16 protein-coding genes, 3 tRNA genes and 2 pseudogenes are annotated in these 17,672 nt (G+C 68.0%); 11 read left to right on the top strand and 10 right to left on the bottom strand.

Features of this window, described 5'->3' with window-relative positions:
* Positions 1-31: 31 nt before the first annotated feature.
* Positions 32-643 (bottom strand): tRNA-uridine aminocarboxypropyltransferase, encoded by a 612-nt coding sequence (locus C1I89_RS22465; protein WP_102774695.1) that lies wholly within the window; start codon positions 641-643, stop codon positions 32-34.
* Positions 644-814: 171 nt separating this feature from the next.
* Here C1I89_RS22465 and C1I89_RS22470 point away from each other — a divergent pair.
* A tRNA-Leu gene (locus C1I89_RS22470) sits at positions 815-899 on the top strand.
* 135 nt (positions 900-1,034) lie between these two features.
* On the opposite strand, the gene C1I89_RS22475 is transcribed toward C1I89_RS22470, so the two are convergent.
* Positions 1,035-1,484: a GNAT family N-acetyltransferase gene (locus C1I89_RS22475; protein ID WP_440130658.1), complete on the bottom strand. Its 450-nt coding sequence runs from the start codon at positions 1,482-1,484 to the stop codon at positions 1,035-1,037.
* A gap of 108 nt (positions 1,485-1,592) precedes the next feature.
* Here C1I89_RS22475 and C1I89_RS22480 point away from each other — a divergent pair.
* A pseudogene (locus C1I89_RS22480) lies at positions 1,593-2,462 on the top strand (DMT family transporter); the annotation flags it as partial.
* 13 nt (positions 2,463-2,475) lie between these two features.
* Here the strand turns inward: C1I89_RS22480 and C1I89_RS22485 are convergent.
* A pseudogene (locus C1I89_RS22485) lies at positions 2,476-2,622 on the bottom strand (DTW domain-containing protein); the annotation flags it as partial.
* A 171-nt stretch (positions 2,623-2,793) separates the two neighbouring features.
* On the opposite strand from C1I89_RS22485, the gene C1I89_RS22490 reads away from it, so the two are divergent.
* Positions 2,794-2,878: transfer RNA gene (locus C1I89_RS22490), tRNA-Leu, on the top strand.
* Between the two features lie 135 nt (positions 2,879-3,013).
* Here the strand turns inward: C1I89_RS22490 and C1I89_RS22495 are convergent.
* A complete protein-coding gene (locus C1I89_RS22495; protein WP_440130658.1) occupies positions 3,014-3,463 on the bottom strand; it encodes a GNAT family N-acetyltransferase in 450 nt (149 codons plus the stop codon).
* Positions 3,464-3,571: 108 nt separating this feature from the next.
* Between C1I89_RS22495 and C1I89_RS22500 the strand changes: the two genes are divergently transcribed.
* From C1I89_RS22500 to C1I89_RS22520, 5 genes are all read left to right on the top strand, one after another.
* Positions 3,572-4,465 (top strand): DMT family transporter, encoded by an 894-nt coding sequence (locus tag C1I89_RS22500; RefSeq protein WP_102774942.1) that lies wholly within the window; start codon positions 3,572-3,574, stop codon positions 4,463-4,465.
* A 27-nt stretch (positions 4,466-4,492) separates the two neighbouring features.
* Complete coding sequence (locus C1I89_RS22505; RefSeq protein ID WP_102774696.1) at positions 4,493-5,437, top strand: AEC family transporter; 945 nt, start codon at positions 4,493-4,495, stop codon at positions 5,435-5,437.
* 14 nt (positions 5,438-5,451) lie between these two features.
* Positions 5,452-6,732 (top strand): arsenic transporter, encoded by a 1,281-nt coding sequence (locus C1I89_RS22510; RefSeq protein WP_102774697.1) that lies wholly within the window; start codon positions 5,452-5,454, stop codon positions 6,730-6,732.
* A 145-nt stretch (positions 6,733-6,877) separates the two neighbouring features.
* A complete protein-coding gene (locus C1I89_RS22515) occupies positions 6,878-8,104 on the top strand; it encodes a YeeE/YedE family protein (protein ID WP_102774698.1) in 1,227 nt (408 codons plus the stop codon).
* Between the two features lie 80 nt (positions 8,105-8,184).
* A complete protein-coding gene (locus C1I89_RS22520; protein WP_102774699.1) occupies positions 8,185-9,855 on the top strand; it encodes an FMN-binding glutamate synthase family protein in 1,671 nt (556 codons plus the stop codon).
* Between the two features lie 4 nt (positions 9,856-9,859).
* On the opposite strand, the gene cls is transcribed toward C1I89_RS22520, so the two are convergent.
* The gene (cls, locus tag C1I89_RS22525) at positions 9,860-11,269 is read right to left on the bottom strand and encodes a cardiolipin synthase (protein ID WP_102774700.1); all 1,410 of its coding nucleotides are present in this window, start codon (positions 11,267-11,269) and stop codon (positions 9,860-9,862) included.
* Between the two features lie 15 nt (positions 11,270-11,284).
* The gene (locus tag C1I89_RS22530; RefSeq protein ID WP_102774701.1) at positions 11,285-11,617 is read right to left on the bottom strand and encodes a DUF883 family protein; all 333 of its coding nucleotides are present in this window, start codon (positions 11,615-11,617) and stop codon (positions 11,285-11,287) included.
* Between the two features lie 287 nt (positions 11,618-11,904).
* On the opposite strand from C1I89_RS22530, the gene egtD reads away from it, so the two are divergent.
* The 3 genes from egtD to C1I89_RS22545 all read left to right on the top strand — a co-directional run bounded on the left by egtD (position 11,905) and on the right by C1I89_RS22545 (position 14,403).
* A complete protein-coding gene (gene egtD, locus C1I89_RS22535) occupies positions 11,905-12,882 on the top strand; it encodes an L-histidine N(alpha)-methyltransferase (protein WP_102774702.1) in 978 nt (325 codons plus the stop codon).
* Between the two features lie 37 nt (positions 12,883-12,919).
* Positions 12,920-14,236: an ergothioneine biosynthesis protein EgtB gene (gene egtB, locus C1I89_RS22540; RefSeq protein ID WP_102774703.1), complete on the top strand. Its 1,317-nt coding sequence runs from the start codon at positions 12,920-12,922 to the stop codon at positions 14,234-14,236.
* Between the two features lie 90 nt (positions 14,237-14,326).
* Positions 14,327-14,403, top strand: a tRNA-Met gene (locus C1I89_RS22545).
* Between the two features lie 68 nt (positions 14,404-14,471).
* Here the strand turns inward: C1I89_RS22545 and vapB are convergent.
* The 4 genes from vapB to C1I89_RS22565 all read right to left on the bottom strand — a co-directional run bounded on the left by vapB (position 14,472) and on the right by C1I89_RS22565 (position 17,620).
* On the bottom strand, positions 14,472-14,720 hold the full coding sequence (gene vapB, locus C1I89_RS22550) for a type II toxin-antitoxin system VapB family antitoxin (RefSeq protein WP_102774704.1): 249 nt from the start codon (positions 14,718-14,720) through the stop codon (positions 14,472-14,474).
* Positions 14,721-14,735: 15 nt separating this feature from the next.
* The gene (locus C1I89_RS22555) at positions 14,736-14,951 is read right to left on the bottom strand and encodes a type II toxin-antitoxin system Phd/YefM family antitoxin (protein ID WP_102774705.1); all 216 of its coding nucleotides are present in this window, start codon (positions 14,949-14,951) and stop codon (positions 14,736-14,738) included.
* Between the two features lie 50 nt (positions 14,952-15,001).
* A complete protein-coding gene (locus C1I89_RS22560; protein WP_258231508.1) occupies positions 15,002-16,564 on the bottom strand; it encodes a GGDEF domain-containing protein in 1,563 nt (520 codons plus the stop codon).
* A gap of 141 nt (positions 16,565-16,705) precedes the next feature.
* The gene (locus tag C1I89_RS22565) at positions 16,706-17,620 is read right to left on the bottom strand and encodes a hypothetical protein (protein ID WP_102774706.1); all 915 of its coding nucleotides are present in this window, start codon (positions 17,618-17,620) and stop codon (positions 16,706-16,708) included.
* Positions 17,621-17,672 lie beyond the last annotated feature (52 nt).

Consider the following 17,672-nt stretch of genomic DNA (forward strand, 5'->3'; position numbering starts at 1 on the left):
TTTGTGCCCGGCCTGCCCCGCCATCCCGCCCTCAGCGCCAGGGCACTTTTCGGTTCAGGTGATGCTTCGCGTAGAGGTCGGCGCCCATGCCGGCGATCTGCCCGTCGATCAAGGCTTCGAACGGCCGCAGCAAGGCGTCGAAATTGCGCGGCGCCTCGATGGCGTTCAAGGCATGGGTCACGGCCTCGATGGTGGACAGCGCGCCCGGCATGTCGGCATGGCGCACGCGATAGCGCGTCGACAGCCCGGCGGGCAGCATCACGCGCGGCAGCGCCGCCAGCCGCGGATTGATGTGCAGCAGCTTGCGCGCATGGCCCCAGGTGCCGTCGGGCACGATCAACTGTACGGGCATGCCCAGCTCGCGGCCGTAGCCCGGCGTCAGCACCTCGGCGCCCTCGCCCGGAAACAGCAGGCGCGGCGCGTAGCCGGGCTGCGTCCAGTCCTGTTCCGAGAAATATTCGCCCACCACGCGGCGCGCGCCGGCCAAGCCGAGCACGGCCAGCCGCGCCGTGTTCAATGCATGGCGCGCCTCGCTCGGATGCTGCAGCACCACCAGGCGCGTGCGGCATTCAAGCGAGGGAATCAGCGCGCACAGGCAGTGCGACAAGGGGCGCAGGCAGCGCGTGCAAAGTGGGCGTGGCATGGGGCGACACTATATCTAAAGTTGCAGCCGCCCAACGCGCCAAAAAAATTCCACGAAAAAGTGAAAAAAAGCCGGCACGACTTGCACACTTCTAAAAAAACATGCATAATTCTTTTCTCTGCTGCTGAACACGAAACAACGCGAGAGCGAAGTGAAATGTGAAGCGACAGCGCCCAGGTGGCGGAATTGGTAGACGCGCATGGTTCAGGTCCATGTGCCGCAAGGTGTGGAGGTTCGAGTCCTCTCCTGGGCACCAATTATTACATCACGAGGTACCTGCGTGATGCGCCAAAAAAACCCCGAACGCGTAAGCGTCCGGGGTTTTTTATTTGCTTGTCTTCTTCTTTGCCCCTTCGATATTCGGCGGCTCCGACGGAGCCGCCGGGCCGCCCTACTTCAACGTGCGCGTCATGACGACGTGCGGAATGCCGGCCTCGACGAACTCCTCGCCTTCGATGCGGAACCCGTGCGCTTCGTAGAAGCCGGCGGCATGCGTCTGCGCGTGCAGCACCAGCATGCGGTGGCCGTCGCCGTGGCCCTGTTCGATCAGGGCGTCGAGCAACTGGCCGCCCACACCCATGCCGCGGGCCCGCTTGTGGACCGCCATGCGGCCGATATGGCCGTCGGGCAACAGCCGCCCGGTGCCCATCGGCGTGCCGTCCGGCCCGTAGGCCACGGCATGCACCGAGACCGCGTCGTCGTCGTCCATTTCGACTTCGGGCGGCACTTTCTGTTCGACCACGAAAACCTCGTGGCGCACAGAATAAGCGTCCTCGCGCAAGCGGTCCCAGGTTCCCAGCGCAATGCGCACCGTAGCTTTTTTATTGGTCGACATGTCCATCCCTCGCGTGCTGCCTATGAATAAAAGAATCCTACGCCGATTCTCTCAGGGATGAAGATTCCCCAAAAGGGGTACGATCGCAGCTTGCTCCCGCCTCCGCGCCCCGACATGCCGCCTGCCGCTCCCCCCGCCTGGCTGAAAGCCGCGCCCGCGCTTTTCCTGCTCCTGTGGTCCAGCGGCTTCGTCGTGCTCAAGGTCGGGCTGGCCTACGCCGATCCCATGACGTTCCTGGCGCTGCGCTACGCCTGCGTGGTGCTGATCCTGGCCCCCTTCCTGCTGTTCGCGCGCCCGCCGCTGCCGCGCGCGGCGGCGGCCTGGGGCCATCTGGCGATGGTCGGCCTGCTGCTGCAGGCGGGCTATTTCTGCTTCACCTACCTGTCGCTCAAGCAAGGCATGTCGGCCGGCGGGCTGGCGCTGATCGCTTCGCTGCAGCCCATCCTGATCGGCCTGCTGGCCCCGGCCATCGCGCACGAGCGCGTCGACGCGCGGCGCTGGGCCGGCCTGGGCCTGGGCGTGTCGGGCGCAGCGCTGGTGATCGTGGCCAAGGCCTCGGTCGACGTGCTCTCGCCGCTGGGCCTGCTGTTCGCCATCGGCGCCCTGCTGTCCATCACCGGCGGCACGCTGTATGAAAAACGCTACGGCGCCGAGACCCATCCGGCCGTCTCGAATATGGTGCAGTACGCGGTCGGCCTGGCCGTGACCGCGCCGCTGGCCTTCTGGCTGGAGCCGATGCGCATCGAGTGGACCGGCGCGCTGTGGGCCTCGCTGGTCTATCTGGTGCTGTGCAATTCGCTGGTGGCCATCACCCTGCTGCTGACCATGATCCGGCATGGCGAGGCCTCGCGCGTGTCGGCGCTGTTCTTCCTGGTCCCGCCGTGCACCGCGCTCATCGCGCTGGCGGTGCTGGACGAAGCCATCCCGGCGCTGGCCTGGCCCGGCATGGCCCTGGCCGCGCTGGGCATCCTGCTGGTGACGCGCGCCCGCAAGGNACGGCCAGCCGCGCCGTGTTCAATGCATGGCGCGCCTCGCTCGGATGCTGCAGCACCACCAGGCGCGTGCGGCATTCAAGCGAGGGAATCAGCGCGCACAGGCAGTGCGACAAGGGGCGCAGGCAGCGCGTGCAAAGTGGGCGTGGCATGGGGCGACACTATATCTAAAGTTGCAGCCGCCCAACGCGCCAAAAAAATTCCACGAAAAAGTGAAAAAAAGCCGGCACGACTTGCACACTTCTAAAAAAACATGCATAATTCTTTTCTCTGCTGCTGAACACGAAACAACGCGAGAGCGAAGTGAAATGTGAAGCGACAGCGCCCAGGTGGCGGAATTGGTAGACGCGCATGGTTCAGGTCCATGTGCCGCAAGGTGTGGAGGTTCGAGTCCTCTCCTGGGCACCAATTATTACATCACGAGGTACCTGCGTGATGCGCCAAAAAAACCCCGAACGCGTAAGCGTCCGGGGTTTTTTATTTGCTTGTCTTCTTCTTTGCCCCTTCGATATTCGGCGGCTCCGACGGAGCCGCCGGGCCGCCCTACTTCAACGTGCGCGTCATGACGACGTGCGGAATGCCGGCCTCGACGAACTCCTCGCCTTCGATGCGGAACCCGTGCGCTTCGTAGAAGCCGGCGGCATGCGTCTGCGCGTGCAGCACCAGCATGCGGTGGCCGTCGCCGTGGCCCTGTTCGATCAGGGCGTCGAGCAACTGGCCGCCCACACCCATGCCGCGGGCCCGCTTGTGGACCGCCATGCGGCCGATATGGCCGTCGGGCAACAGCCGCCCGGTGCCCATCGGCGTGCCGTCCGGCCCGTAGGCCACGGCATGCACCGAGACCGCGTCGTCGTCGTCCATTTCGACTTCGGGCGGCACTTTCTGTTCGACCACGAAAACCTCGTGGCGCACAGAATAAGCGTCCTCGCGCAAGCGGTCCCAGGTTCCCAGCGCAATGCGCACCGTAGCTTTTTTATTGGTCGACATGTCCATCCCTCGCGTGCTGCCTATGAATAAAAGAATCCTACGCCGATTCTCTCAGGGATGAAGATTCCCCAAAAGGGGTACGATCGCAGCTTGCTCCCGCCTCCGCGCCCCGACATGCCGCCTGCCGCTCCCCCCGCCTGGCTGAAAGCCGCGCCCGCGCTTTTCCTGCTCCTGTGGTCCAGCGGCTTCGTCGTGCTCAAGGTCGGGCTGGCCTACGCCGATCCCATGACGTTCCTGGCGCTGCGCTACGCCTGCGTGGTGCTGATCCTGGCCCCCTTCCTGCTGTTCGCGCGCCCGCCGCTGCCGCGCGCGGCGGCGGCCTGGGGCCATCTGGCGATGGTCGGCCTGCTGCTGCAGGCGGGCTATTTCTGCTTCACCTACCTGTCGCTCAAGCAAGGCATGTCGGCCGGCGGGCTGGCGCTGATCGCTTCGCTGCAGCCCATCCTGATCGGCCTGCTGGCCCCGGCCATCGCGCACGAGCGCGTCGACGCGCGGCGCTGGGCCGGCCTGGGCCTGGGCGTGTCGGGCGCAGCGCTGGTGATCGTGGCCAAGGCCTCGGTCGACGTGCTCTCGCCGCTGGGCCTGCTGTTCGCCATCGGCGCCCTGCTGTCCATCACCGGCGGCACGCTGTATGAAAAACGCTACGGCGCCGAGACCCATCCGGCCGTCTCGAATATGGTGCAGTACGCGGTCGGCCTGGCCGTGACCGCGCCGCTGGCCTTCTGGCTGGAGCCGATGCGCATCGAGTGGACCGGCGCGCTGTGGGCCTCGCTGGTCTATCTGGTGCTGTGCAATTCGCTGGTGGCCATCACCCTGCTGCTGACCATGATCCGGCATGGCGAGGCCTCGCGCGTGTCGGCGCTGTTCTTCCTGGTCCCGCCGTGCACCGCGCTCATCGCGCTGGCGGTGCTGGACGAAGCCATCCCGGCGCTGGCCTGGCCCGGCATGGCCCTGGCCGCGCTGGGCATCCTGCTGGTGACGCGCGCCCGCAAGGCGGGTCCGCGCTAGAATGAGCGCCCTCCCGCTAGCCTGCTCATGAACGCCGTCATTACCGCCGCCCTGCCGGTTTTCGCCCTGATCCTGACCGGCTGGCTGGCCGCCCGCTGGCGCATCCTGGGTCCGGCCGCCACCGACGCGCTGAACCGCTACGTCGTCTACCTGTCGCTGCCGGCGCTGCTGTTTCGCGCCATGACGCAGGTGAACCTGGCCCAGGCCGCGCACTGGGATTTCGCCGCCGCCTTCGCCGGCGGCATCGCCGTCACCTTCCTCGCTTCGTTCCTGGGCGCGCGCCGCAGCCAGCCCGCGCTGACCGACCGCAGCATCCAGGGCCTGGCCGCCTCCTACGCCAACGCCGGCTACATGGGCATACCGCTATGCCTGGCGCTGTTCGGCGCCGAGAGCCTGGCGCCCGCCACCTTCACCACGCTGCTCACCGCCAGCGTGCTGTTCGGCTTCGCCATCGCGCTGATCGAGTTCGACCGCCAGCAGGCTCCCGGCATAGGCGCCACGCTGCTGAAGGTCGGGCGCGCGCTGATGCGCAACCCGCTGCTGGCCGCGCCGATGCTGGGCCTGGCCTGGGCCTATACCGGCCAGCCGCTGCCCGAAGGCCTGGACCGCTACGTCGCGCTGCTGGGCGCCTCGGCCAGCCCCTGCGCGCTGGTCACAATAGGCCTGTTCCTGGCGCAGACCGAGACCGCCAGTTCCGGCCCCGGCGTGCTGCGCCTGGTCTGCGGCAAGCTGCTGCTGCAGCCCGCCGTGACCGCGCTGCTGGCGTTCTACGTGTTCACCATGCCGCCCATGTGGGCCTGGACCGCCGTGCTGATGAGCGCCCTGCCCATCGGCACCGGCCCTTTCATGCTGGCCGCCATGTACGGCCGCGACGCGCGCGTGACCTCGCGCGCCATCCTGGTCAGCACCGTCGCCTCGGTGCTGACCGTCAGCCTGCTGGTCGCCTGGATCAGCGCCCATCCCTTACTGTGACGTCCGACCCTTCGATGCTTGCCGCCGCCGCGATCTTCATCCTCACCATCACGCTCGTCATCTGGCAGCCCCGGGGCCTGTCCATCGGCTGGAGCGCATTGCTGGGCGCGGCGCTGGCGCTGGCCACCGGCGTGGTCCAGTTCGCCGACATCGGCGAAGTCTGGCGCATCGTCTGGAACGCCACCGCGACCTTCATCGCCATCATCGTCACCAGCCTGATCCTGGACGAGGCCGGCTTCTTCGAATGGTCGGCACTGCACGTGGCGCGCTGGGGCGGCGGCCGCGGCCGGCTGCTGTTCGTGCTCATCGTGCTGCTCGGCGCGGCCGTCTCGGCGCTGTTCGCCAACGACGGCGCGGCCCTGATCCTCACCCCCATCGTCATGGAAATGCTGCTGGCGCTGGGCTTCGGCCCCGGCGCCTCGCTGGCCTTCGTGATGGCCGCGGGCTTCATCGCCGACACCGGCAGCATCGCGCTGATCGTGTCCAACCTGGTCAATATCGTGTCGGCCGATTTCTTCGGCATCGGCTTCGGCCAGTACGCCTCGGTGATGCTGCCGGTCAACCTGATGGCGGTGGCCTCGACCCTGGCCGTGCTGCTGCTGTACTTCCGCAAAAGCATTCCGCCGCGTTACGACGTGGCCCAGCTGCCGGCGCCTGCCAGCGCCATCCGCGACCTGACCACGTTCCGCGCCGGCTGGGTGGTGCTGGGGCTGCTGCTGACGGGCTTTTTCGTGCTGGAGCCCATGGGCATCCCGGTCAGCGCCATCGCCGCCGCGGGCGCGCTGGGACTGCTGCTGATCGCGGGCCGCCAGCATATCGTGGGCACGCGGCGCATCATGCGCGAAGCGCCCTGGCACATCGTGGTCTTTTCGCTGGGCATGTACCTGGTGGTCTACGGGCTGCGCAACGCCGGCCTGACCGACTACCTGGCGCAGGTGCTGGAGCGCTGCGCCCAGCATGGCCTGTGGGGCGCGGCGCTGGGCACCGGCCTCATCACGGCCTTTCTGTCGTCCATCATGAACAACCTGCCCACGGTGCTGGTGGGCGCGCTGTCGATCGCCGACACCAGCGCCACCGGCCCGGTGCGCGACGCCATGATCTACGCCAACATCATCGGCAGCGACCTGGGCCCCAAGATCACGCCCATCGGCAGCCTGGCGACGCTGCTATGGCTGCACGTGCTGGCGCGCAAGGGCCTGCGCATCACCTGGGGCTATTACTTCCGCGTCGGCATCGTGCTGACCGTGCCGGTGCTGCTGCTGACGCTGGCCGCGCTGGTCTGGCGGCTGCAATAGGCCCCGCCCGCTTTATTATTTTTAGTTATTTGGAACGCATTAATTGATGATTTGAGATATTAATGCGCCCCCTTAGACTTTCAACCATCTCACGGGTGCGTCCACGCGCCCGTTTGCATTTCTACGTTTATCCCGGGACTCGCCCATGAGCAGCAACGCCTCGACCCTACCCCTGCCCCCAGCGGCCCTGCCGCCGATCCGCATCAACCGCAAGCCGCTGTGGATCGCCCTGCTGCTGGTGCTGGCCGGCGCCCTGTACCTGAACCAGACCGTGAGCTGGCGCCAGGGCGCGCTGTGGATCGTCGGCGCCCTGCTGGGCGTGACCCTGTACCACGCCTCCTTCGGTTTCACCCAGGCCTGGCGCGTCTTCGTCTCGGACCGCCGCGGCGCCGGGCTGCGCGCGCAGATGCTGATGCTGGCCGCGGGCGTGCTGCTGTTCTTCCCGTTCCTGGCCGCGGGTTCGCTGTTCGGCCAGCCGGTCAGCGGCTTCGTCTCGCCGCCGGGCGTGTCGGTGGTGCTGGGCGCTTTCCTGTTCGGCATCGGCATGCAGCTGGGCGGCGGCTGCGCCTCGGGCACGCTGTTCGCCGTCGGCGGCGGCAATACCCGCATGCTGGTCACGCTGCTGTTCTTCATCGTCGGTTCGGTCATCGCGACCGCCCACTTCGGCTGGTGGTCCAATCTGCCCGCGCTGGCGCCCACCTCGCTGATCAAGACCTGGGGGCTGGCCCCGGCGCTCCTGGCCAACCTGGCCGTGTTCGCGCTGATCGCCTGGGCCGTCACGGCGCTGGAAAAGCGCCGCCACGGCCACGTCATTTCCTTCGCCGCGCGCACCGCCCGTCCGGGCTCGCTGCTGCAGGGGCCGTGGCCGCTGATCTGGGGCGGCGTGGCCCTGGTGGCGCTGAACTTCGCCACGCTGGCGCTGGCCGGCCGCCCCTGGGGCATCACCTCGGCCTTCGCGCTGTGGGGCGCCAAGGCCCTGGACGCCGCCGGCGGCGACGTGGCCACCTGGGCCTACTGGGCCAAGCAGCCGTCGCTGGGCGCGCCGCTGCGCCAGGACGTCACCACGGTCATGGACATCGGCCTGATGCTGGGCGCGCTGGCCGCGGCCAGCGCCGCCGGCAAGTTCGCGCCCGTCTGGAAGGTGCCGGCCCGTTCGCTGGCCGGCGCGGTGATCGGCGGCCTGCTGCTGGGCTACGGCGCGCGCCTGGCCTTCGGCTGCAACATCGGCGCCTACTTCAGCGGCATCCTGTCGGGCAGCCTGCACGCCTGGCTGTGGCTGCCCGCCGCCTTCGCCGGCAGCGCCCTGGGCGTGCGGCTGCGCCCGGCCTTCGGCCTGGCCGTGGAAAAGACGCCGTCGGCATCCAGCTGCTGAGAAACAGTATTCCGGTTTTCGCCCGCTAGGGGCGCCGAGGCTGGTGTATGGTTGCTCCATCCCGAAATACGGAGATGGACATGAGCTGGATTTTCGGCCGCTACACGGCTTTTCTGTTGACCCTGGCGGGCGCGGCGGTCACCGCCGCGCTGGCCTACGCGAGCTCGGCCTGGTGGCTGTGGATCGCCGTGCCGCTGGCGCTGCTGGGCGCGCTCGGCGTCTATGACCTGATCCAGACCCGCCACGCCATCCGGCGCAACTATCCGGTGCTGGGCAATCTGCGCTTCCTGTTCGAATTCATCCGGCCGGAAATCCGCCAGTACTTCCTCGAAGACGACACCCAGGCCGCGCCGTTCTCGCGGGCGCAGCGCTCCATCGTCTACCAGCGCGCCAAGCGCGAGATCGACAAGCGTCCCTTCGGCACCCAGCAGGACGTCTACGGCGACCAGTACGAATGGATCAACCATTCCATGTCGCCCTCGCGCATCGACGACACCGACTTCCGCGTCACCGTGGGCGGCCCGGAATGCAAGCAGCCCTATTCCATGTCGGTGTTCAACATCTCGGCCATGAGCTTCGGCGCGCTGTCGGCCAACGCCGTGCTGGCGCTGAACGAAGGCGCGCGCCAGGGCGACTTCGCGCACGACACCGGCGAAGGCGGCATCAGCCGCTACCACCGCCAGCCCGGCGGCAGCCTGGTGTGGAACATCGGCTCGGGCTACTTCGGCTGCCGCGACGCGCAGGGCGCGTTCTCGGAAGAAGCCTTCGTCAAGAACGCCTGTACGCCGCAGGTCAAGATGATCGAGATCAAGCTGTCGCAGGGCGCCAAGCCCGGCCACGGCGGCATCCTGCCGGCGGGCAAGGTCACGCCCGAGATCGCCGAGGCCCGCGGCGTGGCGCCGTGGCAGGACTGCAATTCGCCGGCCACCCACTCGGCCTTCGACTCGCCCATCGGCCTGATGAAATTCGTGGCGCGCCTGCGCGAGCTGTCCGGCGGCAAGCCGGTGGGCTTCAAGTTCTGCGTGGGCCATCCCTGGGAATGGTTCGCCATCGTCAAGGCCATGCTGGAGACCGGCATCACGCCCGACTTCATCGTGGTCGACGGCGCCGAAGGCGGCACCGGCGCGGCGCCCGTCGAATTCGTGGACCATGTCGGCACGCCGCTGCGCGAAGCGCTGCGCCTGGTGCACAACACCCTGATCGGCGTGAACCTGCGCGACCGCATCAAGCTGGGCGCCTCGGGCAAGATCATCACCGCCTTCGACATGGCGCGCGTCATGGCGATGGGCGCCGACTGGTGCAACGCCGCGCGCGGCTTCATGTTCGCCGTCGGCTGCATCCAGGCCCAGGCCTGCCATACCGGCAAATGCCCCACCGGCGTCACCACCCAGGACCCGCTGCGCCAGCGCGCGCTAGTGGTGCCCGACAAGGCGCAGCGCGTGGCCAACTTCCATCGCAACACGCTGCATGCGCTGGCGGAGCTGCTGGCCGCGGCCGGCCTGACGCATCCGGGCCAGCTGCGCCCCCACCACATCGCGCGGCGCATTTCGTCCAGCGAGATCCGGCTGCTGTCGGCGCTGTTTCCCGAGCTGACCCCGGGCGAGCTGCTGCGCGGCGAATTCCGCCACCAGGTGTTTCGCGCCGGCTGGGCCATGGCGCAGGCCCATTCGTTCCAGCCGACCCACGACATCCCCACGGCCCTGGAACTGGCGCGCGCGATGCAGGCGGCGCCGGCCCCCGGCCGCGCCTGAGCCGCTAGAGCCAGCGCTCGAACATGCGCGAGAAAAACTCCATGGAACGGTCTTTCACGCCCCGGGCCTGCCAGGCCTCGGGCGTGATGCGCACCGAATCGGCGACGTCGCGCTGGAACAGCGCCTCCATTTCGCCGGCGAAGTCAGGCCCCAGCACCACCGCGTTGATTTCGTAGTTCAGCGCGAAACTGCGCCAGTCCATATTGCTGGACCCCACGGTGGACCAGACCCCGTCGACCACCGCGGTCTTGGCGTGCAGCAAGGCGTCGCGCCGTTCATAGAGCTTGACGCCGGCCTCCAGCAGGTCGGCGTAATGCGAGCGCCCGGCATGGAACACCAGTGACGAATCGCTGAAGCCCGGCAGCACCAGCACCACGTCGACCCCGCGCCGCGCGGCCGCCGTCAGCACGTCGATGAAGGCCGGGTCCGGCACGAAGTACGCCATCGTGATGTGTATGTATTTCTGCGCGCTTTCGAACGCCGACATCAGCGTCAGGTACACCGTGTAGCCATCGCTGCGGTCCGGCTGGTTGGCCAGTATCCGCACGCTGGTGTCGCCCGCGGCCGGCGCGACGTAGGCGTCGCCGCCTTTCAGCGGTTCCTTGGTCTGCGACTCCCAGCCGGTCCGGATGACGGCCTCCAGCTCGGCCACCGCCGGCCCCTCGATGCGCAGATGCGTGTCGCGCCAGGGCGCGGTCCGCGCGTCGCCGGCCGCGGCGGCGTCGGACTTGCCCGATCCCGAACTCGACCCCGGCGAGGACTCGTACACGCTGCTGACGTTCAGCCCGCCCAGATAGCCCACCTTGCCGTCGACCACCAGCACCTTGCGGTGATTGCGCTGGTTCGGCGACCAGCCGGCGCGCGCCAGCGCCGGATTGACCGGATTGAAGACCGCCACCTGCACGCCCGCATCGCGCAGGCGGTCGAACAGCGCGTCGGGCGTCTTGATCGTCCCGATCGCATCGACCATCAGCGACACCTCGGCGCCGCGCGCGCGCGCCGCGATCAGCGCATCGGCGAAGCGCGAACCCTCGGTGTCGTCATCGAAGATGTAGGTCTCCATGTGCACGTAGCGGCGCGCCTGGCCGATGGATTGCAGCATGGCCCGATAGGTGCTGGGCCCGTCGGCCAGCAGCCGGACACGATTGCCCGGCACCAGCGGCGCGCCGCTGACCGCCTGTTCGACGGCGAGGTGGCGCGCCAGGAAATCGTCCTTGGGCGTGCGCGGGTCGGCGCTGATGCCCTGGCTGCGGCGATAGCTGTCGAGCGCCGCGTCGGCCGACTGGCTGGCCTGCGCGGCGCGCGCCTCGCGCTCGGCGGAATCCGGCACGCTGGCGCAGCCGGCCAGCAGCATGGCGCAGGCCAGCGCCAGGGCGCGCGCCCACGGCCGGGCGCAGGCCGCAGACGGCCTCATGATGGAGAAACGGGACTAGCGCCGGCCGCTCGCCAGCAGGCAGCCCAGCAAGGCGCCGACCAGCGCGGCCACGCCCACCGATTTCCAGGCGTGCTCGTGCACGTACTCGTCGGCATAGACGGAGGCCTGCCGCGCGCGTTCGCGCGCCGCGCCCTCCCACTGGCCGGCGGATTCGCGCGCATCGGCCAGCTGGCGGCGCAGGCGCGCCCGCGCCGCCTCGATCTCGGAGCCCGTATACGAAGCCGTCGAACGCAGCAGGTCTTCGGTGCCCGCCAGCAGTTCATGGAAGCTGTCGCTCACCCGTTCGCGGTGCAAAGCCATTTCGGCGCGTTGGTGCTTTCGGTTCATGGTCGCTCCTTGTGATTATTTGAAGGGAGTCGGGCCTGCCTGCGCCCACCGCGGCGGGCTGCGTCAGGCCATGGTGCCTATTGTGACGCCCGCCGGGGCGCGGCGCCCGAGCTTTGGCAACCAGCCGTAATTCGATATTTCAGCCGCCGCAGGCCGGCTCACGGTCCCGGCTTCGATTTGGTAAAAGTCCATTGCATTCAGCGGCTTAGGCTTGACACCCCGACCCCCATCCCCACGACAATAGACCTTTGCAATGCGCTTCAAGCTCTCAAAAAGGAACTGAACGCATGGTTTCTCCCTCCACCCTGTTCGCCCCCGCCGCCACCGAATTCATCGACCGGCACCCGCAGCAGCCCAGTCCGGAGCAGGTCGAATTGCGCGACGGGCTGCTGGACCAGCCGGCTCACGTCGATCCCAAGTTCCTGTACGACGCGCTCGGCTCGGCGCTGTTCACCGCCATCACCCAGCTGCCGGAGTACTACCCCACGCGCTGCGAGGCGGAGATCTTCCAGCGCCACGGCGCAGCCATCGCCCGCCATGTCGGCCCGGTGCAAGCCATGATAGACCTGGGCGCGGGCGACTGCGTCAAGGCGGAGCGCCTGTTCGCCAGCCTGCGCCCGCGCCATTACGTGCCCATCGACATCTCCGCCGACTACCTGCAATCGGCGGTGCGGCGGCTGCGGCTCTCGTATCCCGAACTGCAGATCACCGCGCTGGGGCAGGACTACACCCACGCGCTGGCGCTGCCGGCCGACATCCCCGCTGCCCAGCGGCTGTTCTTCTATCCCGGCTCCAGCATCGGCAACCTCAGCCCCGAAGACGCGCTCGCCATGCTGCGGCGTATCCGCGGCCAGTGCGAAGGCGGCGGCCTGCTGGTCGGCGTGGACCGCGTCAAGCCGGCGCAGGTGCTCGAGCCCGCCTACGACGACGCGCTGCACCTGACCGCGGCCTTCAACCTGAACCTGCTGCGGCACGTGAACCGCCTGCTGGACGCCGATTTCGACGTGGCCGACTGGCGCCATGTGGCGCGCTTCGACAGCGCGCGCTCGCGCATCGAGATGCACCTGGAGGCGCTGCGCGCCGTGCGGGTCGCCTGGCCCGGCGGCCAGCGCGAATTCGGCGCTGGCGAACGCATCCACACCGAGAACTCCTACAAATTCACCCCGCAGTCCTTTGCCGCCCTGCTCGGCAGCGCCGGCTATCGCGACGTCGCGCACTGGTCGGATTCCCGCGGCTGGTTTTCGGTTTTCAGCGCCCGCGCCTGATGCCGGGCAAGACACTAAACGCCACTGGAGGATCGCCATGGAACCCGCGTGCCTGCTGACCCACCCCGCCACCGGACCGTACGCGGCCGGCCAGGCCGGCCAGCATGACCGCTACGACGCGGTGCGCCTGACGACGGCGGCCCTCGCCGCGCCGCTCAGCCCGGAGGATTGCCAGGTCCAGTCCATGCCGGACTGCAGCCCCGTCAAATGGCACCTCGCGCACACCACCTGGTTCTTCGAGACCTTTCTGCTGGGCCGCTTTCACCCGTCCTACGCGGTATTCCACCCGCAGTACCGCATGCTCTTCAATTCCTACTACAACGCCATCGGCGCCAAGCATCCGCGCCCGCAGCGCGGCCTGCTGTCGCGCCCCTCGCTGGGCGAAGTGCAGCAATACCGCCAGCACGTGGACGGCGCCATGCACGAACTGATCTCGCGCCTGGGCGGCAACGACGCGGAGTTCGACGCCCTGCTGGAACTGGGCCTGAACCATGAGCAGCAGCACCAGGAACTGATCCTCACCGACCTGAAGCACATGCTCTCGGCCAATCCGCTGCGCCCGGCCTACGTGGCGCCCGGCGCGACCGCCCTGCCCCCGGCCACGCCCGCCGGCTGGACCCGCTACGCCGGCGGCATCACGCGCATCGGCCACGACGGACGCGGCTTCGGCTTCGACAACGAAGGCCCGGCGCACGACGTGCTGCTGCCCCCCTTCCACCTCGCCGACCGCCTCGTGACCCAGCACGAATACCTGGCTTTCATCCAGGACGGCGGCTACAAGCGGCCCGAGCTGTGGCTGTCCCTGGGCTGGGACCAGGTCTGCGCACAAGGCTGGCAGGCGCCGCTCTACTGGGAACGGCAGCGCGACGGCTGGCGCCTGTTCACGCTGCGCGGCATGCAGGAGCTGGAACTGCAGGCCCCGGTCACGCACGTCAGCTACTTCGAGGCCGACGCCTACGCCCGTTGGGCCCGCGTGCGCCTGCCGCGCGAAGCCGAATGGGAACACGCCGCCCGCCAGTTGCCCGAGGGCGCCCTGTCGGGCCGCGCCAACATGCTGGAAAACGGCCACCTCGACCCGCGCCCCGCCCCCGCCCGCAACGGTTCGGGCGGGCCGGTGCAGCTCTTCGGCGACGCCTGGGAGTGGACCTGTAGCGCCTACGACGCCTACCCCGGCTTCCGCCCCGACGCCGGCGCCGTCGGCGAATACAACGGCAAATTCATGTGCAGCCAGTACGTGCTGCGCGGCGGCTCCTGCGCCACCCCCAGGGACCACATCCGCCCGAGCTACCGCAACTTCTTCCCGCCCGACGCCCGCTGGCAGTTCTCCGGCATCCGCCTGGCGCGAGACGCCTGAAAAAATGATGGCCGACTGCTTGCGCATGGAAAAAATTCTGTGCTAGAATTTCGTTCTTCGTTGATCGCTACTAGTAATTAACGAAGACGTGGCGCATTAGCTCAGCCGGTTAGAGCGACGGAATCATAATCCGCAGGTCCCCTGTTCGAATCAGGGATGCGCCACCAAAGAATTCAAAAAGCGCCCACCTAAGTGGGCGCTTTTTTTGTTGATGCGCATTTGTCGCTTGAAGCTTTCACGTGGCTCTTGCCCGCTCCTCGGCCTCGCGCTCCTGGTCTGCCGGTTGCTCACGCTGCGCCATGAAATCGGGGGTCACCCCCTCGCTATCGAACCAGCCATCCCACGATTCGCCCACTGGTGTAATGATCCTGGTCCGACCATGCACCACGACATCAACCAGTTTCACGCCCTCAGGAAACGCGACGGCCCTGGGCAGTCTTATGGCCTGACTACGGTTGCTTTGAAAAACGGCACCTTGTTCCACAGCACACCTCCTGGGCTATGACGAACACTCGCAATCCTCGACGCCCGGCATAGCCAGGGCATCAGCAATGTTGCGCCGCGGTTTCGTCAGCCGACGGTATTCCTCGATGCTCAACAGCACATGTGTCGGCTTGCCGTGATCTGTGATGAATACAGGGCCGATACCGGCCGCCTTCTTCGCACGCGCCACATGCAGCCTGAATTCGCTGCTGGAAAAGATCGCGATGGTCATACCGGCACCTCCGGCTCAAGAGCACCCGCAACTACGGGCCATTGTTTTCGCTAGAACGGATACACCACCACCCTGTCGCCCCCCGCTTTCTTGGCCGCGTACAGCGCCTGGTCGGCGGATTTCACGACTTCACAGACGTCTTCGTTGTCGTGGGGCCAGCGGGCCACGCCGATGGAGATGGTGATGCAGCCCACGCCGTCAGGCATATGGGTGTTGGCGACGGCTGCGCGGATGCGTGCGGCCACCAGTTGCGCGACCCGGGGGTTGCCTGCCGGCATCAGCACCAGGAATTCCTCGCCGCCGATGCGGCACGGCAGGTCGCCCGCGCGGATAACGGCGCGCAGCAGGTCGGCCAGCGTCATCAGCACCTTGTCGCCGGCGGCATGGCCGTAGGTGTCGTTGACGCGCTTGAAGCGGTCGATGTCCAGGGCCAGCACCGAGAACGGCTGATGCGAGGCCATCAGCCGTTCGATCGCGCCTTCCATGCCGCGCCGATTCATGAGGCGGGTCATGGGATCGGTGTGCGTTTCGGTGTTGAGCTGGGTGATCCGGCGCCGGTGCTGCGCCAGCGTCACGCATACGGCTTCGCGCAGCTGCTGCGCCTCGTAGTACCACGGCCGCAGGCCGCGCAAGGGCTTTTCGTCCCTGCCGCCGTCGTCGCGCCGCATGGCCTGGGCCAATTGGGACAGCGGGTGCGCGATGCCGCGGGCCAGCACGTAGATCAGCAGCAGCGTCAGCGCCGCGGCCGGCACGGAATACAGCAGCGCGCGGCGCAGCAGGTCGCGCTGCGGTTCCAGCGTGACCGCTTCCGGGGTCTGCACCACCACGCCCCACTTGCCGCTGCGCATGGGCGCGTAGCCGGCGAAGTAACGCTTGCCGCGCGTGCCGGTGACGGCCACCGCGCCGGCCTCGCCCCGCCCGAGCGCATCGACCACCACGTTGCCGCTTTCGTTCGTTCCAATCCGGGACTTGTCCTGGTGCACCAGGACCTTGCCGCCGGAATCGACCACATAGACGTTGGAACCGTCGTGGTGGAAATGGACGCTGACCAGGCGGTCGAGTTCGTTGTCCTGCTGCAGGAAGATCACCGCGCCGAGCAGGCCCAGATAGCTGCCGGCGGCGTCGCGAATCGGTTGTGAAAATAGGACTATCGGAAAGCCGTCGGCGGACAAATAGACGGCCGAGACATGGCCGGCGACTTCGCGCTGGTCGATTTCGACGCGGCTCAGCATCGCCGGCTTCTGGGTGAGTTCGGGCGCCAGCGATTCGAATGCGATGACTCTGTTGTCGCGGTCGGCGACGAAAGCCGCGACCACGCCGTCGGACTGCCGGGCGACCCTGGCGGCCTCGGCGGCCAGGGCTTGGGGCGAGGACAGCAGCGCCGGCAGACGGCTGGCGCTGACCTCCAGCTGCCGCTGCACGGACCCGATGTACAGGTCCACGGTGGCGGCGAGCTTGGCGGCATACGCCCGGTTGGCCTCCAGGGACCGGGCGATCAATTGCTCCTTCTGAACGATCTGGGCCGCGGCCAGGGCGTTGACGAACGCGATCATCGCCGTCAGCACCCCCAGCGCGACGATAAGCAGTAGCAGCGTGATTCTCGGCTTTCTCAACCAATCCCCCCTTCGCCTGCGCTTGCGGATACGAATCCGATTTCTACCATCTCGCGGCGAAATGCACATCGGGCCGAAATTGGCGGCCACGGGCCTGCCCGGCCCGCGGCATACGCTGTTTGAGCGGCGAGAAAAACCAGACTAAGGCAGGTCCCGGCGCCGTCCGCCCCAGGTCGCCGCCAGGCTTGCCACGAAAGCGCCGATCAGCATCGAGGCGAAGCCCCACAGCGCCAATGCGGCGGCCGCCTTGCGCGCGGCGTCCGCGGCCTCCTTGGCCTTCTGCTTGGCTTCGTCGGCCGTTTTACGGGCATCCTGGATCGCCTGTTCGACGCGGCGCTGCGCCGCGTCCGGCTCGATGCCGGCCTGCGCCGCCACCACTTTCGCCACGTAGTCGCGGTCCGCCGGCGTTATGTCGCCGCGCGCCAGGCTGACGGCCACGATGCGCCCGACTTCGGCGCGCGCGCTGGCGCGGTCGCCTGTGGCGTCGGGCCGTTCGGCGCGCAGCAGCAGGTCGGCCAGGTAATCGCCGGTCTGCGCCATGCCGCCCGAGCCCGCGCCCGATGCCGCGGCGCCGCCCGCCGCGGACGCGGCGACCGTGGCGCCGGCGCCCGCCATCGAGGCGCCGGTCTTGGCCACGCCCGTGGCCAGCGAGACGATGGAGGCTCCCACCAGCGCGGCGCTGACGACGGCGCTCAGCGCCCACACCAGAAAGCCGTGCGCGGTGTCGCGGAAGTAGATCTCATCGGTGTGCACGTCGGCCCATTTAGTGCGCAAGCGGCCGGTGACATAGCCGGCGATGCCGTAGGCGACGATCTGCGTGAACAGCATCCAGGCGATGACGCCGATGCCGGCCGCGGGCGCCGAGAGGCCCTCGTCTCCCCATGGGGAAACCGAGAGAAAGCCCAGGCCGGCGCCGCCGGCGAACAGGGCCAGCGACAGCGCGGCCGCGATGACCGCGCCGGCGAACACGGCCGCCCACGAGACCGCGGAGGCCGCGGATTCCCGTGGCAGCGCGCCGCCGGTATAGGGTTGGTTCAACATCGATGCGTTTTCCATGGACTATTCCTCGTTCATTGCGGGTAGGCTGCGGCGTAGGTCAATGCCAGAA

This window comes from Achromobacter pulmonis (assembly GCF_002885955.2).
Taxonomy (GTDB): Bacteria; Pseudomonadota; Gammaproteobacteria; order Burkholderiales; family Burkholderiaceae_B; genus Achromobacter; species Achromobacter pulmonis_A.

Bases quoted from the DNA above. Each gene is read 5' to 3' on its own strand.
- C1I89_RS22530 (WP_102774701.1), bottom strand. From the start codon at position 11,617: ATGAACCGAAAGCACCAACGCGCCGAAATGGCTTTGCACCGCGAACGG.
- egtB (WP_102774703.1), top strand. From the start codon at position 12,920: ATGGAACCCGCGTGCCTGCTGACCCACCCCGCCACCGGACCGTACGCG.
- C1I89_RS22465 (WP_102774695.1), bottom strand. From the start codon at position 643: ATGCCACGCCCACTTTGCACGCGCTGCCTGCGCCCCTTGTCGCACTGC.
- cls (WP_102774700.1), bottom strand. From the start codon at position 11,269: ATGAGGCCGTCTGCGGCCTGCGCCCGGCCGTGGGCGCGCGCCCTGGCG.
- C1I89_RS22510 (WP_102774697.1), top strand. From the start codon at position 5,452: ATGCTTGCCGCCGCCGCGATCTTCATCCTCACCATCACGCTCGTCATC.
- C1I89_RS22495 (WP_440130658.1), bottom strand. From the start codon at position 3,463: ATGGACATGTCGACCAATAAAAAAGCTACGGTGCGCATTGCGCTGGGA.
- egtD (WP_102774702.1), top strand. From the start codon at position 11,905: ATGGTTTCTCCCTCCACCCTGTTCGCCCCCGCCGCCACCGAATTCATC.
- C1I89_RS22520 (WP_102774699.1), top strand. From the start codon at position 8,185: ATGAGCTGGATTTTCGGCCGCTACACGGCTTTTCTGTTGACCCTGGCG.
- C1I89_RS22500 (WP_102774942.1), top strand. From the start codon at position 3,572: ATGCCGCCTGCCGCTCCCCCCGCCTGGCTGAAAGCCGCGCCCGCGCTT.
- C1I89_RS22555 (WP_102774705.1), bottom strand. From the start codon at position 14,951: ATGACCATCGCGATCTTTTCCAGCAGCGAATTCAGGCTGCATGTGGCG.
- C1I89_RS22515 (WP_102774698.1), top strand. From the start codon at position 6,878: ATGAGCAGCAACGCCTCGACCCTACCCCTGCCCCCAGCGGCCCTGCCG.
- C1I89_RS22505 (WP_102774696.1), top strand. From the start codon at position 4,493: ATGAACGCCGTCATTACCGCCGCCCTGCCGGTTTTCGCCCTGATCCTG.
- C1I89_RS22475 (WP_440130658.1), bottom strand. From the start codon at position 1,484: ATGGACATGTCGACCAATAAAAAAGCTACGGTGCGCATTGCGCTGGGA.
- C1I89_RS22565 (WP_102774706.1), bottom strand. From the start codon at position 17,620: ATGGAAAACGCATCGATGTTGAACCAACCCTATACCGGCGGCGCGCTG.